Genomic DNA, 15985 nt, shown 5'->3' with positions numbered 1-15985 from the left:
TAAGATGAAAATGGAATTCCAGCACGAAAAGAAACCAGTATCCCTCATCACTGGGGCTGCCGGGTTTTTGGGGAGCCATCTGGTGGACCGGTTGCTGGCTGAAGAACATTTTGTGGTGGGGGTAGACAACCTCAGTACGGGTAATCTCAAAAACCTGGATCACGTCATTTCTCGAAATGATTTTCTCTTTGTCGCTGGGGACATTACCGGAGAAATGGAGTTACCGGATTTGAAGTACGATTATGTCTGGCACTTGGCCAGCCCAGCTAGCCCGAAGGATTACCGTCGCCTCAGTATTGAAACGATGATGGTGAACGCTATCGGTACGAAGAAAATGCTTGACCTTGCTCTCGCGCACAATGCGAAGTTTCTTTTGGCGAGCACGTCGGAGGCCTATGGGGATCCGCAGGTGCACCCGCAACCGGAAGAGTACTGGGGTAATGTAAATCCAATCGGAGAGCGTGCCTGCTACGACGAGAGCAAACGCTTTGCTGAAGCTTTAACCATGGAATACCATCGCCGTTACGATCTCGACGTTCGCATCGTGCGGATTTTCAATACCTATGGCCCGCGCATGCAGATCAATGACGGTCGGGTGGTGCCCAACTTCATCTGTCAGGCCTTGCGAGGCGAGCCGCTTACCGTTTACGGTGACGGTTCTCAAACGCGGAGCTTCGTTTTTGTGCAGGATGAGGTGGAAGGCATCTTCCGGGCTATGACCTGTCACGGGACGAAAGGCGAGGTCTTTAACATCGGAAATCCAGAGGAGTATTCCATCCTGGAGTTTGCCCGGCTTATTGCCCAAATTTGTGGAGTCGAATTAAATGTTGTGTATAAACCCTTGCCTCCCGATGATCCCCGGAAGAGATGTCCGGACATCAGCAAGGCAAAACGTGTATTGAATTGGGAACCCGTAACTCCTCTGGAGAAGGGCTTGCGCATTACGCTGGATTATTTTTCATCTGTTTTGAGAGAAACCATTACCAGGTAGCAAAACTACGTTACAATGTTGGTGGGTCTTGAATCATCGGAGGAAGACGAATGAGCCTTCGGACAAAGGTTCTTCAGGGAGGTTTCTACTTGGCCCTGCGTCAAGGGCTGGGGATGCTGATCGGTGTAGGCGGGGTATTAGTACTTACCCGAACGATTGGTCCTCAAGCCTACGGGATATACGCTGGAGTACTGGGCGTTTACGCTTACCTCCATTCCCTTAGTCAATGGGGGATTGGCGTTTACCTCATCCGGCGGGAAGGCGAGATAAAAGAAGAAGCCTATCATCAGGCTTTTACCTTTTTGCTGGTTCTCGGCGGGATGTTTACCGTTTTGGCATGGTTTGCGGCGCCATTACTTGAGTCGTGGGTTCGCCTCCCCACATTCACTTCGGTTGCCAGAACGGTTTTTTTGGGACTTTTGCTGAATTTGCTCAGCCTACCGGCTCTAGCACGATTAGAACGGGGTTTGCAATACCGCCAGGTTGCGATGATTGAACTTTTGGGGCAGATTACCTTCTACCTGATTGCTCTTCCTCTGGCTTTCAGCGGGTTTGGTATGTGGGCACCGGTAGCCGGCTGGTGGGCCCAGCAGACGTTCATCTGCGGCCTGTATTACAGGGCATCGCGATACCGCCCACGGTTATACTGGAATCACAACTTGTTTCGAGAAATGGTGGGCTATGGACTTTCTTACTCCGCATCGATATGGGTATGGCAGCTCCGCACGCTGGTCAATCCCGTTATCGTTGGTCGGTTTGGCGGTGCGGAAATGGTAGGATATGTGGCGCTAACCATTCGAATGGTTGAAACGCTCAGCTTTGTAAAGTCGGCGACCTGGCGGCTTTCCATTGCCGTGCTAGCAAAGTTGCAAGGTGATGTAAAGCGTTTAACTCAGGCGATAACCGAAGGCATGCAATTGCAGATTCTGGCGTTAGGACCCATTCTGGTGGTTTTTGGGTGGGCAGCACCGTGGTTAGTTCCCTTGTTGTTTGGGCCGCAGTGGCTCCCGGTCCTGGAGGTTTACCCGTTTATTGCGCTCAGCTACCTGGCCAACGCGATGTTTAATCTTCACTCGTCGGCATTATACGTGCTGCGTTATAATCTTGATGTCACTGCTTTTCATATTGTCCACATTGTTTTCTTTGCAGGTTCGGCCTATTTGTTGGTACCACGATTGGGTTTGGTTGGATATGGTTGGGCTGAGGTCGTTGCGTTATTGAGCTATGCCATTATTCACTGGTATGTTTTAAAAAGAGTTTATGCGCCTTCTTATCGGAAGGCCGGAAAATGGTTCTTCGCGTTTGTTTTGGCCTTATTTTCACCCGTGCTAGGATGGACGTGCAATCTTGCCATGGTTGCGCTCATGTTGTGGCCAGGTACATGGCGCGAGTTCCAAATCTACATACGGATGGTAAGGGGGATAGCATCGTCGTGAATGACAAGCCCCTGGTAAGCATTATCATTAACAACTACAATTACGGTCACTTTCTGCGCGAAGCCATTGAAAGCGCGTTGAACCAGACTTATCCTCATACCGAAGTCATAGTGGTGGACGACGGTTCTATAGACAATTCGCGGGAGATCATTGCAGAGTACGGAGACCGCATCGTACCGGTCCTAAAAGAAAATGGGGGACAGGCTTCGGCATTCAATGCGGGGTTTGCCGTTAGCAGGGGGGATATTATTATTTTTCTGGATGCAGATGATGAACTTTTTCCAGATACAGTAAGAAAAATAGTGAATGTGTGGCGAACTGGGTTGAGCAAAGTGCAATACCGGCTTAAGATAGTGGATCAGTATGGTATGGTGCAGGGTGTGATACCGAGTTCTCAGATGCATTCTGGCAATTTGAAACCTATCTTGCTTTCTGCGGGAACATATCTGTACCCACCAACCAGCGGTAACGCGTTTGCGAGGAGTTTTCTCGACTCCGTTCTTCCAATGCCAGAGAACGAATGGCGTATATGTGCGGATGGCTATCTAAACCTATTGTCTGTTCTACATGGTGATATAGTGTCGCTTAACCAGCCGCTAGGACTTTATAGGATTCATGATTCCAACAATTATTTTTGTAGTTTAGATCATATCGATGTAAAGCGGCTTGTAAAGCGGCTACGCGATAATTTATTGCGTGACTATCAAAAGGAAAATCTGTTGCGAGACTACTTTAATAATTGTGGAGAATTAAATAGGATTCCTTCAGATTTTATGCTAAGAAATATTTTTCACGTAAGGTCTCGCATAGAATTACTGTGTATGGCTCCAGATGAGTATCCCTTTTCTATGGATACTGCTCTAAGGTTATTATACCATGCCCTTAAGGCAACTTTTGTAAATCCGTGGCTTTCTCCACTAAAGCGTGTGACTTATATGGCTTATTTTCTGAGCATGGTTTTATTTCCCCGTTCAGTAGCTAGACGATTAGCTTTTTGGGCATGGGTTTTTAAAAGAAGACCAAAGTCGTGATGTACTGTATTCGACATGGACGATTTGTGTGATTTTTCAAGGAGCATTCCTGTAATGAAACAAACGGGGGTTTGAACAAAACGAAAACCTCCTGATATAGTGGTGGTGTCAGAAGAAGCATCCACCACCACGAAAATCAGGAGGTAGTATCCCTATGATAGCACAAAAGCGCAAGCTTACCACCATTAACGATTCCACGCTCATCGTCGCCGTTGACATCGCGTCCCAAAAACACGTGGCACGCGCGATCAACTGGCGCGCGGACAAATGCTTGGCGAATCACTGACCTTTGACAACCGTCTTGAAGGGTTTGAGGTGCTCTTGCAGTGGATCCAAAAGCTGTGGGCGAATCACGAGCTGGGGAACGTCTTGGTCGGCATGTGGAGCCGACCGGCCATTACTGGATGGGGTGACAATTGCCTTGATCCCTTCTCACTCATTTGTGCATGCAGAGAGCCAGGAATTGAATCCATTCGGGCTGAGACCCTGCCTAGGAGCAAAAGTGGCCTCCTCCCTCGACAGGTTGGACGAAGGAATGTGGTGGGCACAAGATCCTGTGAGACATGGGAGGGTAGCCGCGAGGGAAAAGGGGAGGCCTTCCGTTGGCTGATAAATGGTAGTTTGATCGACTCTTTACCTCGGTAGCATCTCCGTAACCCGATATTAAACGAAAAAGATGCAAATAGGAAAATAACACAACCTCGTCGAGGGAGAAAACGTGCGAATGAGTGAGCAAAACGGTGAAAAAGGGTTAATCATTGAGGTAAGGTGATAATTAACATGAAAGTAAAAATATGGTGGTTACATCCTGTCTGGTATGTGTTAGGAACTAGTTGTCTAATTATAATTGCACTAGTTACCTCTGATGAGATGTATTATTCAGCTTGGGGTACCCCAAAATGGATAGACTTTGATACTGCAATTATGTCAATTAGTACTCTACTAATGTTCACGTTGGGGTTGTTATTAGCATTAGGAATTAAGACACGCAAGAAACCCCAGTGGTTGTTATTTAATCCTGATAAATTTCTCATTATCGTTGCTCGAGTTCTCCTAATTCTTATATTAATTGGTTATAGTGCCTGGTTTTATGCTGCTTATAGCCGAGGTTTTTCAATAAGCTTAGCAGAAGGAGTACTAAAAGGAGAAAAAGGGATTATCTATTCCCTTAAGCAGGAATATTTTCGCACGATTCCTGGTTTGACAAGTCTTGTTCAATTTGGACCATGTTATATAGTTCTGGCTGTATATATTGGGGTTAGGCAAGGTTGGGCAAAAGTTTGCAAAGGTTTGCTCATTGTATTAGGGTTGACGATCCTTCGGGCCTTCTTTTTTTCGGAACGGTTAGCATTAATTGAACTGTTTATTCCGGGGCTAGTTGTTTATGTGCGCCTTTTAACCAATCGTCCTAAGTGGGTTTCTTTATTACCACTTGGAATTGTTGCTATTGTGATTGGACTGTTTAGTAGTTTTGAGTATTTCCGATCGTGGGTTAATGCTTATACATTTTATATGGACTCGTATGGAGAGTTTGTTTATCAACGTTTGATAGGTTATTACTTAACTGCTATTAATAATGGAATTTTGTTGACTAAAAGCATTCCAGATGGTTTAGATTTACCTTATTTTACCTTTGAGTGGTTTTGGAGGTTTCCAGTCCTTAAGCAAATTTTTTCGTATACAGACATAGCAAATGTAGATATCAGTGAATTATATGATTCATTACTGTTTTTGTATGCAAATCCTGAGTTTAATAACCCAAGTGGTATTCTGCTTCCGATTGTCGATTTCGGTATTTTTGGAGGCCTTTTCGTATGGGTTTTGCTTGGTTTCATCACAGGGATTCTTTATAAATGGTTTACAGAGGGTAGTATTTTTGGATTGTTCATATATCCTATCTGGTTTATAGGTTTATTAGAATTACCCCGTATACTTTATTGGACAAGTAGTAGATCGTTCCCTACTTTTATAGCACTACTGGTTGTGCTTTTCTTACTTACAGTTGGAAGACAAAAGGCGACTTTTTCAACTAGAGATAACTCTAAAATGATCAATAAAAGTAATGCCAACTTATATGCGTGAAGTCTAATAGTATGATGTAAAAACGGGTGGCCGGAAAGAGGGAAGGGCCATCCATCCTCCGGAACAGAGGTAGTGGACCCAATACCAACATTCAGGGAGGAGTAATAGTGTATAGATGTATCGTTAATATTAGGAACCTTAATAGTAGAGTAACGGGTGTGCAACGTTACACTCTTGAACTATTGGCTCGGTTTGGTGATTCAGTGGATTGTATAAAACCGCATAGAAGAGCTAGTGGATTTTATGGGCATGTGTGGGAGCAATTTGTGCTTCCATTACAGGTAGGTAACCGTCTTTTATGGAGTCCTGCTAATACTGGCCCGCTAGCGATTAGTCGACAAGTTGTAACAATCCACGATGCAGCCACACTTGTACATCCAGAGTGGTTTGATCCAAGGTTTGCATTGTGGTATCGTTTCCTATTACCACGACTGATGCGTCGTGTACTTCGGGTAATAACTGTATCGGAGTTTTCGCGACAACAACTAGTTGAATATGGCGGTGCAAGAGAAGAGGATATCGTTGTAATCCCAAACGGTGTAGACCGACGTTTTAAGCCTGCATCTGAGGAAGAAATTTACTCTCTTAGATTGCGCTTCAGGCTTATGAATCCATATATTTTGGTTGTTGGCTCGCTAGAACCGAGAAAAAATCTTCGAAGACTTTTTATGGCTTGGGAACAAGTTCAACCTATTCTACAAGAAGTGGATTTGGTTGTTGCGGGTAGCGACGGAAAAGTATTTCGCTCTCTTGGTTTTGATCATGTGCCTGCTAATGTACGGCTCATAGGTTATGTTAAGGACAAAGACCTTCCTGTTTTATACAGCGGGGCTGAAGTCTTTGTCTATCCCTCCCTCTATGAAGGTTTTGGTCTACCGCCGTTAGAAGCTATGGCATGTGGAACCCCGGTGATAACATCTAACATTAGCGCGCTTCCTGAAGTCGTCGGTGATGCGGCCTTATTGGTTGATCCTTATTGTGAAGAGTCAATTGCGACGGGAATTCTTAAAGTGATGGAAGATCGCATATTCCGGGAAAACTTGCGAAAATCCGGGCTTGAACGGTCTAAGCTTTTCACATGGGATCGTACAGCTGAATTAACCTGGCGTGTGCTGAAAGAAGTAGGAGCGTAATGTAGTATAGTTTGTGTGAATAACGTAAGGGGTTGATATGAAAAGTGCGTATAGCAATTGTGCATGACTGGTTAATAGTTTATGCTGGTGCTGAAAAAGTATTAGAACAATTCCTCCTGCTCTTTCCTAATGCTGATCTTTTTACATTGGTTGATTTTTTACCAAAAAATCAACGTGATTTTATTCAAAACAAAAAAGTATATACGTCTTTTATTCAGAGTTTACCCTTTGCTAGAAAAAAATATCGTCATTATCTTCCTCTTATGCCTCTTGCGATTGAACAATTTGACCTTTCATCCTACGACCTTATTATTTCAAGCTCTCACGCGGTTGCTAAAGGCGTCATAACCGGTCCGGACCAGATACACATTTGTTACTGCCATTCTCCTATTCGGTATGCGTGGGATCTTCAACATCAATACTTGAGGGAGTCAGGCCTTGATAAAGGAATAATAGGATTAATAGCACGTTGGATGTTGCACCGGTTGCGTATGTGGGATGTCCGTACGGCTAACGGTGTAGATGTTTTTGTGGCGAATTCAAAGTTTATAGCTCGGCGAATTTGGAAGACCTACCGACGAGAAGCTGTCGTTGTTTACCCGCCAGTAGATGTTGAGGCTTTTTCCCTAAAAATGGATAAAGAAGATTTTTACCTAACCGCATCGCGAATGGTCCCCTATAAAAAAATGGATCTCATTGTAGAAGCGTTCTCGCGCATGCCTGATAAAAAACTTGTCGTTATAGGTGACGGGCCTGATTTTGAGAAGGTTCGATCCAAGGCTGGTCCTAACATAGAACTTTTAGGTTACCAGCCATTTGATGTATTACGAGACTATATGCAAAGGGCACGTGCGTTTATATTCGCCGCTGAGGAAGATTTTGGTATTGCGCCGGTAGAAGCCCAAGCGTGTGGTACACCGGTAATTGCTTATGGAAAAGGAGGGGTAACGGAAACGGTCTTGCCCGGTGAGACGGGTCTCTTTTTTGAGGAACAGACGCCGGAGAGCCTGATTAAAGCTGTAGCAGAGTTTGAAGCGAGCATTGATTGCTTCGACCCCAAGAGGATTAGGAAAAATGCGGAACGTTTCAGTGTCACACGGTTCCGCAAAGAATTTTCTGAGGTAGTAGAGCAAGTTTTGAAAAATATGAAATAATTAACCGGACTTTTTGCCATATATGGAGGTGTTTTGAGTTGGATTATATGAAACTCTACCGTTTATGGCTGGAAGATCCATATTTTGATGAAACAATCCGTCAAGAATTGGTTTCCATAGGAGAAAGAAAAGAAATCGAAGACCGCTTCTACCGCTATCTCGAGTTCGGTACCGGCGGGCTTCGCGGGCTCATTGGCGCTGGAACCAACCGTATAAACCGGTACACCGTCCGTCATGCGACACAAGGACTATCAAACTATATCCATTCCTTCGGTCCAGCAGCGGCCGCTCGCGGCGTGGTGATCGCTTACGATTCCCGTCAGTGTTCAAGGGAATTTGCGTTGGAAGCGGCCCTTACCTTAAACACTAATGGCATTTTAGCGTACCTTTGGGATAGCCTTCGCCCAACACCTATGCTCTCCTTTGCCGTTCGAGAGCTTGGCACCATCGCTGGCATCGTCATCACGGCAAGCCACAACCCGCCTGAGTACAACGGCTATAAGGTATACTGGGAGGATGGTGGCCAGATTCCACCAGAGCGGGCGGCAGCCATCCAAGCCGCCATCCGAGCCATTGAAGACATCACCAAAATTCACCCGATGCCGGAAGAAGAGGCAAGGGCCAAGGGATTCCTCAAGCCGGTCCCGCCCGAAATCGACCGCAAGTACTATGATCGGCTGCTTGGCCTTGTAACCACGACTCCGGAACAGCGAGCCGCCTGCCGCATTCTCTATACACCGCTTCACGGTACCGGAAACATCCCGGTTCGCACGGTGCTGACCGAGGCGGGGTATCCGGTTACTGTGGTTAAAGAGCAGGAGCACCCAGATCCCAATTTTTCAACAGTCAAATGCCCCAACCCGGAGGAACCCGAGGTGTTTCAGCTGGCCCTTCGGATTGCCGCCGAGGAGCAGTCCGATGTGATCTTGGCTACCGATCCCGACGCCGACCGATTGGGCGTTATGGTGCGAGACCGGAACGGCAACTACCGTTTGCTTAACGGCAATCAGGTGGGGGCCATTCTGGTCGATTTCATTCTCTCTACCCGAAAAGCAAAGGGCACACTGCCTCCCAACGGCGCAGTGATCAAAACCATTGCGACATCCTACATGATTGAACCTCTCTGCCGGGAATACGGGGTGGAGCTGCTCAACACCCACACGGGGTTTAAGTTCATCGGCGACAAGATTCGTGAGTTTGAAGAAACAGGGACGCATACGTTCCTCTTTGGCTATGAGGAGAGCTACGGTTACTTGGGTGCCACTTTCGTGCGCGACAAGGATGCCGTTATGGCTGCGCTGTTGGTGGCGGAAGCGGTAGCGTATCACAAGGCCCATGGACGGACGCTGTATGACGCTCTTCAGGCCATATGGGCCAAGTGTGGCTGTTTCCTTGAAGACTTGCATTCTGTAACGCTGCCCGGCAAGGAAGGGCAGGTCCAGATTGCCGCCATCATGGAGCAACTCCGCCGGGAACCGCCAACCTCGTTTGGGGGTATTCCGGTCGCCTATATTGACGATTACCAGGTGGGCGTGGGACTGGAAGTGGCCACCGGTCGGGAGTATCCGCTTGAACTGGGCAAGGCCAACGTGTTGCATTTCCGATTTGCCGATCGCGGCTTTGTCATGGTCCGACCCTCGGGTACGGAACCCAAGCTAAAAATCTATTTCTCAGTAACGGGGAAGAACGAGACAGACGCCCATCGACGGCTCGAAGCGGTAAAAGCGGATGCTTTGCGCATGATGAATCTCCCGGTGGTTAATCGTCCGTAAGAGATGATGCCTATTTTTACGGTGTTTTCAGATGATTTTATGAGCGCGTTATAAAGGGGTGGGTGTTATGGAGGTGTTCTCGCTTATCATGGCCGGCGGCGGCGGGACTCGGTTTTGGCCGCTGAGCCGACACGCCATGCCCAAGCAGTTTTTGAACATCAGCGGCAATGATACGTTGATCAACGAAACGATTGACCGCATTTCTTCCGTCATTTCACCGAGCAAAACCTTTGTCGTAACGAATAAAAATCAACAAGCCGTTCTAGAGCAGGTGCTCCGAGACGATATTCCGAAAGAAAACGTGCTCTATGAGCCGATCGGGCGCAACACGGCGGCGTGCATTGCCTACGCGGCGTTGGTGATCAAAAAGCGTTATGGCGACGGGATATTGGCCGTCTTTCCGTCCGACCACTACGTGACCGATCGCGATGGGTTCGTTTTGGTCTTAAAGCGCTGCTTGGAGATCGCCGCGTCTACCGATTCGCTGGTGACGATTGGCATCCAGCCCACCTTCCCGGCAACGGGTTACGGCTACATTCGTTATGATGCGAGCGTGCCTGTAGGCGATTGGGCTTATCGGGTAGAAGAGTTTGTAGAAAAGCCGAACTTTGAAAAAGCCAAGGCATATGTGCGTTCAGGGAAATATTTGTGGAACAGCGGCATGTTCGTGTGGAAAGTCTCCGTCATTCTGGAGAATTTCCGTCGGTTTTTGCCGCGGCTGTACAACAAACTGGCGGAACTGGAGCCCTATCTCGACACGCCGCAGGAAGAAGAGGTGCTTGCGCGCATTTACCCGCAGCTCCCCGACATCTCCATCGATTACGGGATTTTGGAACGCTCGGACGATGTGGTGGTGGTGCCCGGCGATTTTGGCTGGAACGACGTAGGAAGTTGGGATGCGCTCGGGGCGATTTTCCCGCCCGATGAACAGGGCAACATTGTCCGGGGACAGCATGTGGGGTTGAACACGCGCGATTGCGTGATCTATGGAAACGGCCGGCTGATTGCCACGATCAACGTCAAAGACCTGATCATAGTGGAAACGCCCGATGCCCTTTTGGTGTGCCCGAAGGCCAACGCCCAAGATGTCAAACTGATTGTGGAACGCCTCAAGGAAAATCCGGAATGGGAGAAGTATCTCTGATGCGAGGGGGAATAGGGGGATGGAACCGCTGCTTTTGCAAGGGGTGGCGCAAACGCGCGTATGGGGCGGAGCGGCGCTGGCCCGCTACTTCCCCTGGGTTGATTTACGGGAGCCGGTAGGGGAAGTTTGGGTGCTTTCTACCCGGGAGGAGGCAAGCACCCCGATTAGGTTCGGACAGTGGGCGGGCTATACCTTGGCCGAGGTGTATCAGCGTTTTCCCCATTGGTTTGGCCGTCGGGAACAAGAACCGTTTCCGTGGTTGGTAAAATGGATAGCGGCCCAAGATGTTCTATCTGTTCAGCTTCATCCCGATGATGAATTTGCCCAACAGGTGGAAGGCGTCCCATTTGGGAAGACCGAATGTTGGTATGTGGTGGATGCCGAGCCTGGCGCCCACATTTATCTGGGCAAGGATGTAACGGTTGACGACTGGGAACAGGCGCTCCAGAACGGAACGGTGGAATCGCTGCTGGAAAAGGTGCCGGTGCAAAAAGGCGATTTCATCTACCTTCCCGCAGGAACCGTACATGCCCTTGGACCCGGTGTAACGGTGGTCGAGGTACAGCAAAACAGTGACATCACCTATCGATTGTACGATTGGAACCGGGTAGGGCTTGATGGGAAGCCACGTGAATTGCATTGGGATAAAGCAAAGAGCATACTAGCTAAGAAAAATGAGGATAGACCGAAAATACTACGCGCATCAAAAGCTGACTTAAATTTTTCGACATCATATTTTTGTATCAGTAAATTACATGTAGAATCATCTGTAGAAATTAAAATAATTAGCCAGGTACAAACCTTAATTATCCTGCATGGGGAAGGCTATTTGCAGTGGGATGGTGAAACAGTTTGTATTAAAACAGGAGATTCTATTCTTCTTCCTCATTTAATCCAAAACATTAAATTAGAGGGGGGACTTGATCTTCTTGTTGTAAAAAATAATTGAACATAAGTGAGGTGATATAAGAAATGGAGTATAACAGCAAAGTAACAGCATTGTTAGATGATATAAATTATAATGTTGAAGTTGATGTACCAAGTTATGCTAATAGTATTTCTAAAAGAATTCTTGATATCTTCGGGGCAATCGTAGGTTTAACAGTACTTTCTCCTATCATGCTAATTGTTGCTCTTTTAATAAAAATTGAGGATCCGAGAGCGCCTGTTATTTTCAAGCAAATAAGGGTCGGGAAAAATGGGCGTCATTTTGTTATGTACAAATTTCGCTCAATGGTGATGAATGCTGAGGAGTTACTCAAGGACCTCAAAAGATTTAACGAAGCTAGTGGTCCTATATTTAAAATGAAAGATGATCCGCGCGTAACGAGAGTAGGTAAATTTATACGGCGCACAAGCATCGATGAGTTACCGCAATTATGGAATGTATTAAAGGGCGAAATGAGTTTGGTTGGCCCTCGTCCACCTTTACCAAGAGAGGTGGAAAAATACAATGATTATCAGAAAAAAAGATTGGTGGTAAAACCGGGTTGTACGGGGTTGTGGCAAATATCAGGGAGAGGGAATTTTGATTTCGATGAAATGGTGGCTTTGGATTTGCAATACATAAGGGAGCAATCTTTATTTCTTGATTTAAAAATTATATTTAAAACAGCGCTTCTGTTATTAGGAGATAAAAATGCGTACTAAAGTAGGGGGCATGAACATGCCAACCATTTTGGTCACAGGCGGTGCCGGGTACATCGGCAGTCATACGGCAAAACGATTGCTGGAAGCGGATTACCACGTGGTCGTATTGGACAACATGCGCACGGGGCACCGGTGGGCCATCGAGCGACTGCGACGTCTAGCGGAGCAAGGGTCGTCCCAATTTGTCTTCGTGCAAGGCGATGTGGCCGACACGGCGTTGGTGGTGCGCCTGGTGCACGAGTACGGCGTGGAAGCAGCCGTTCACTTTGCGGCGTTAAGCCTTGTTGGCGAATCGATGCAGCATCCGGAGCGTTATTTTGCCGAGAATGTCGCCAAGGGCATAGCCCTCTTTAACGCACTCGTGGTGGCGGGCGTCAGGTACGTGGTGTTTTCCTCCACAGCGGCGGTGTATGGGATCCCGGAACGCGTTCCGATCGCCGAAGACACCCCTACGCATCCCTTGAATCCCTACGGCGCGTCCAAGCGCATGCTGGAAGAGGCGTTGCGCTGGTTGGGCGAGGTCCATCCATTCCGATCCATTTCCCTCCGTTATTTCAACGCCGCAGGGGCCGATCCGGACGGATGGCTCGGCGAAGCCCACGATCCGGAGACCCATCTCATCCCGCTGGCGATTCGATCCGTACTTTGCCCCGACGAGGACCGCGTGGCGCAGCTGCTCGGTTATTCACCCACTCAGGATCAGCCCCTTGACCGGCCGCCGCTTCGCCTCTTTGGAACGGACTATCCCACCCCTGACGGCACTTGCATTCGCGACTACATCCACGTTTCCGATTTGGCCGAGGCCCATGTGGTGGCCCTGGAAGCGCTGCTGGACGGTCATCCCACGGATTGCTGGAACGTGGGCACCGGAGAGGGATACAGCGTGCGACAGGTGATTGATGCCGTGGAGCGCGTAACGGGGCGAACCGTTCCCGTGGTTGAAGCGCCCCGCCGCCCGGGTGACCCGCCGGTGCTGGTGGCCGAGGCGAAAAAGCTGAAACGGCTCGGATGGGAACCAAAGTATACCGAACTGCGCGCCATCGTTCACACGGCGTGGCGCTGGCACAACGCGGCGTTGGAACTAGTCCCTTCTTCCCAAAATCGCGCAATCTGACACAACAGGATGGCCGTTCAAAAGGGATTGCGCTTTTTTTGTCGAATAACGCGTTACGGAAAAGCAATGAAGCATGGGATATGGAGGACCCGCCATGGAGCACATGGAACAAGAAATTGACCTGCGCCAGCTCCTTGCCGTTTTGCGCAAGCGGCTGCGTCTCATTGTTCTCATCACCGTGTTGGCCACCTTGGTGAGCGCGGTGGTCAGCTTTTTTGTGCTGACACCGGTCTACGAGGCCACCACCGAGGTGTTGGTCAACAAGTCGGAGCCAACCGATCAGCTGCTGTTGAACGCGCAGTACATTGACGCCAACCTAAAACTCGTGGAAACGTACAAGGTAATTTTGCAAAGCCCGCGCATCTTGGACAAGGTGGCCGCCTGGCCGGGGGTGGGCTACACCACCGAGGAGCTGCGCGATCGGCTGTCCATCACCACCGTGAAGAATTCGCAAGTGATCGCCATCTCGTTCCAGGATCCCGATCCGGCCAGAGCGGCGCTTGTGGTCAATGCCGTGGCTCGAACGTTTCAGCGGGAAATCACCAACATTATGAAAGTGGACAACGTCCAAATCCTCACCGAAGCTAAGGCGGATCCCGACGCCAAGCCGGTCAAGCCGCGTCCCATCCTCAACATGGCCTTGGCGTTTGTTCTCGGGCTCATGGTTTCGATGGGGCTGGCCTTTTTGCTCGAGTTTCTCGATACATCGATCAAGACGGAGCAGGACGTGGAGCGGGAATTGGGGTTACCGGTGCTGGGCGCGATTGGCGTGATCGAAAAGCGGAGCGGATCGCCGCGCCGCGCGGTGTCCGGTTCAAAGGTGCCGGGCGTGCGAGCGCAACTGGAAGTGGCCGCCGCGCCAAGGCGGAAAGCGGGTGGGTGAGGGCGTATGATCGGCTGGAAGCGGAAGAAGGCGATGCAGCCGGAAGACCGTTCGCGAATCCTGGTTACCCACCTCGATCCGCGCTCGCCGGTGGCCGAGGCCTATCGCACGCTGCGCACGAATTTGCAGTTTGCAGCGGTGGACCGTCCGCTGCGCCGCCTCATGGTGACAAGCACAGGGCCCGGCGAAGGGAAAACCACCACCATCGCCAACCTGGCCGTGGTGTTTGCCCAGGCCGGCAAGCGCGTGCTGCTGATCGATGCCGATTTGCGCAAGCCGCAGTTGCACCACGTCTTCCGCGTGCCCAACCACGTCGGCTTGTCCAGCGTGTTGGTGGGCACGAGCGCGATGGAGCGAGCGGCGGTGGCCACCGTGGTTGAAGGGTTGACGCTGCTCCCGTCGGGGCCCATCCCGCCCAACCCTGCCGAAATGCTCGGCTCCCAGGCCATGGCCCGTTTTTTGGAGGAAGCGTCGGCGCGGTACGAGCTTGTGCTCATCGACACGCCGCCGGTCATCGCCGTTACCGACGCCCAGGTGCTGTCGCGGCTGGTGGATGGCGTGCTGCTGGTCGTGGCGGCCGGGCAGACGAAGCGGGAGATGGCGCAAAAAGCCAAGGCCCTGCTCGAGACCGTGCAGGCGCCGCTTTTGGGCGTGGTGCTCAACCGGCGCAAATATCACGAAGAAGGCTACAGCTATTACTACTACTATTACGGCGAAGAAAAGCGAAAGGCGTAAGCAGGGGAGGATTCCCCTGCTTACGCATTTTTAGTAACGTAGAAACAGGGAGGGGGATTGTTGTGATCGACATCCATACGCACATTCTGCCGGGGGTGGACGACGGGGCCAAGGACTTGGCCACCGCGGTGGCGATGGCGCGGGAGGCGGAAGCGGAGGGCATTTATGCCATCGTCGCCACGCCGCACCATCGCAACGGGGTGTACGTGAACGAGCGGGAAGACGTGGAGCGCGCTGTTGACGAGCTGAATAAAGAATTGCGGTGGGAAGGGATCAACGTACGCGTCCTGCCGGGGCAAGAGGTGCACGTGTACGGCGAAGTGGTGGACGATTTGCGCGCTGGACGGCTCCTGACCATCGGAGGAGGGGGCAAATACGTCCTGTTGGAATTGCCCCATGACCACGTGCCGCGCTTTGCCGACCAGTTGGTGTACGATCTCGCCGTGGCCGGGTTTGTGCCCGTGATTCCGCATCCCGAGCGGAACCGGCAGATCCGCGAAGAGCCCAATCACCTGTATCAGTTGGTGAAACGCGGGGCCCTTGCCCAGCTGACGGCAGCCAGCGTGGCGGGGCTGTTTGGCAAAGAGGTGCAGAAGCTGTGCCGCCAGCTGGTGGAGCATCAGCTCGTCCATCTTATCGCCAGCGACGCGCACGGTCCCGGAAAGCGGGGCGTGCACATTGCCGAGGCGTACGAGGTGTTGCGCGCGTGGACCGACGACGAGACGGCGGAAACCTTTCTTCAGAACGCCGCTGCCGTGGTGGAAGGCCGTGACCTGTACGTGCCCGAGCCGCAAAAGATTGTGAAGCGGCGGCTGTTCGGGTGGTTTGCGAAGGGATAAGACGCGGGAAAAAAGGGGGAC

General features: G+C 50.1%; 15 protein-coding genes. All 15 read left to right on the top strand.

Going from position 1 to position 15985, the window contains the following annotated elements; translation table 11 throughout:
• The first annotated feature begins 4 nt into the window (after positions 1-4).
• The 15 genes from IEX61_RS03580 to IEX61_RS03515 all read left to right on the top strand — a co-directional run bounded on the left by IEX61_RS03580 (position 5) and on the right by IEX61_RS03515 (position 15964).
• On the top strand, positions 5-991 hold the full coding sequence (locus IEX61_RS03580; RefSeq protein ID WP_229725666.1) for a UDP-glucuronic acid decarboxylase family protein: 987 nt from the start codon (positions 5-7) through the stop codon (positions 989-991).
• Positions 992-1041: 50 nt separating this feature from the next.
• Positions 1042-2427: an oligosaccharide flippase family protein gene (locus tag IEX61_RS03575; protein WP_188816813.1), complete on the top strand. Its 1386-nt coding sequence runs from the start codon at positions 1042-1044 to the stop codon at positions 2425-2427.
• A complete protein-coding gene (locus tag IEX61_RS03570) occupies positions 2424-3458 on the top strand; it encodes a glycosyltransferase family 2 protein (protein ID WP_172673427.1) in 1035 nt (344 codons plus the stop codon). Before IEX61_RS03575 ends, IEX61_RS03570 begins: the two co-directional genes overlap by 4 nt.
• Before the next feature lie 154 nt (positions 3459-3612).
• Positions 3613-3744, top strand: a complete 132-nt coding sequence (locus tag IEX61_RS12615; RefSeq protein ID WP_268238377.1) for a hypothetical protein — start codon at positions 3613-3615, stop codon at positions 3742-3744.
• 494 nt (positions 3745-4238) lie between these two features.
• Positions 4239-5540, top strand: coding sequence for an O-antigen polymerase (locus IEX61_RS03565; protein ID WP_083462774.1), 1302 nt, complete (start codon positions 4239-4241; stop codon positions 5538-5540).
• A gap of 251 nt (positions 5541-5791) precedes the next feature.
• On the top strand, positions 5792-6673 hold the full coding sequence (locus IEX61_RS03560; protein WP_218185331.1) for a glycosyltransferase family 4 protein: 882 nt from the start codon (positions 5792-5794) through the stop codon (positions 6671-6673).
• Positions 6674-6717: 44 nt separating this feature from the next.
• On the top strand, positions 6718-7827 hold the full coding sequence (locus tag IEX61_RS03555; protein WP_054668844.1) for a glycosyltransferase family 4 protein: 1110 nt from the start codon (positions 6718-6720) through the stop codon (positions 7825-7827).
• Positions 7828-7874: 47 nt separating this feature from the next.
• Positions 7875-9599 (top strand): phospho-sugar mutase, encoded by a 1725-nt coding sequence (locus IEX61_RS03550; protein WP_188816822.1) that lies wholly within the window; start codon positions 7875-7877, stop codon positions 9597-9599.
• A gap of 67 nt (positions 9600-9666) precedes the next feature.
• Positions 9667-10743, top strand: coding sequence for a mannose-1-phosphate guanylyltransferase (locus IEX61_RS03545; RefSeq protein ID WP_188816812.1), 1077 nt, complete (start codon positions 9667-9669; stop codon positions 10741-10743).
• Between the two features lie 19 nt (positions 10744-10762).
• Positions 10763-11692, top strand: a complete 930-nt coding sequence (locus tag IEX61_RS03540; protein ID WP_083462775.1) for a type I phosphomannose isomerase catalytic subunit — start codon at positions 10763-10765, stop codon at positions 11690-11692.
• A 23-nt stretch (positions 11693-11715) separates the two neighbouring features.
• On the top strand, positions 11716-12393 hold the full coding sequence (locus IEX61_RS03535) for a sugar transferase (protein WP_083462776.1): 678 nt from the start codon (positions 11716-11718) through the stop codon (positions 12391-12393).
• A 16-nt stretch (positions 12394-12409) separates the two neighbouring features.
• Positions 12410-13507, top strand: coding sequence for a UDP-glucose 4-epimerase GalE (gene galE / locus IEX61_RS03530; RefSeq protein WP_188816811.1), 1098 nt, complete (start codon positions 12410-12412; stop codon positions 13505-13507).
• A gap of 94 nt (positions 13508-13601) precedes the next feature.
• The gene (locus IEX61_RS03525) at positions 13602-14390 is read left to right on the top strand and encodes a YveK family protein (RefSeq protein WP_229725660.1); all 789 of its coding nucleotides are present in this window, start codon (positions 13602-13604) and stop codon (positions 14388-14390) included.
• Positions 14391-14396: 6 nt separating this feature from the next.
• Positions 14397-15125, top strand: a complete 729-nt coding sequence (locus IEX61_RS03520; protein ID WP_188816810.1) for a CpsD/CapB family tyrosine-protein kinase — start codon at positions 14397-14399, stop codon at positions 15123-15125.
• 62 nt (positions 15126-15187) lie between these two features.
• Positions 15188-15964 (top strand): tyrosine-protein phosphatase, encoded by a 777-nt coding sequence (locus tag IEX61_RS03515; RefSeq protein ID WP_054668846.1) that lies wholly within the window; start codon positions 15188-15190, stop codon positions 15962-15964.
• Positions 15965-15985 lie beyond the last annotated feature (21 nt).

Source organism: Calditerricola satsumensis, from assembly GCF_014646935.1.
Taxonomy (GTDB): Bacteria; Bacillota; Bacilli; order Calditerricolales; family Calditerricolaceae; genus Calditerricola; species Calditerricola satsumensis.
Note: the sequence above shows the minus strand (reverse complement) of the source record. Positions and strands in the feature narration are given on the sequence as shown.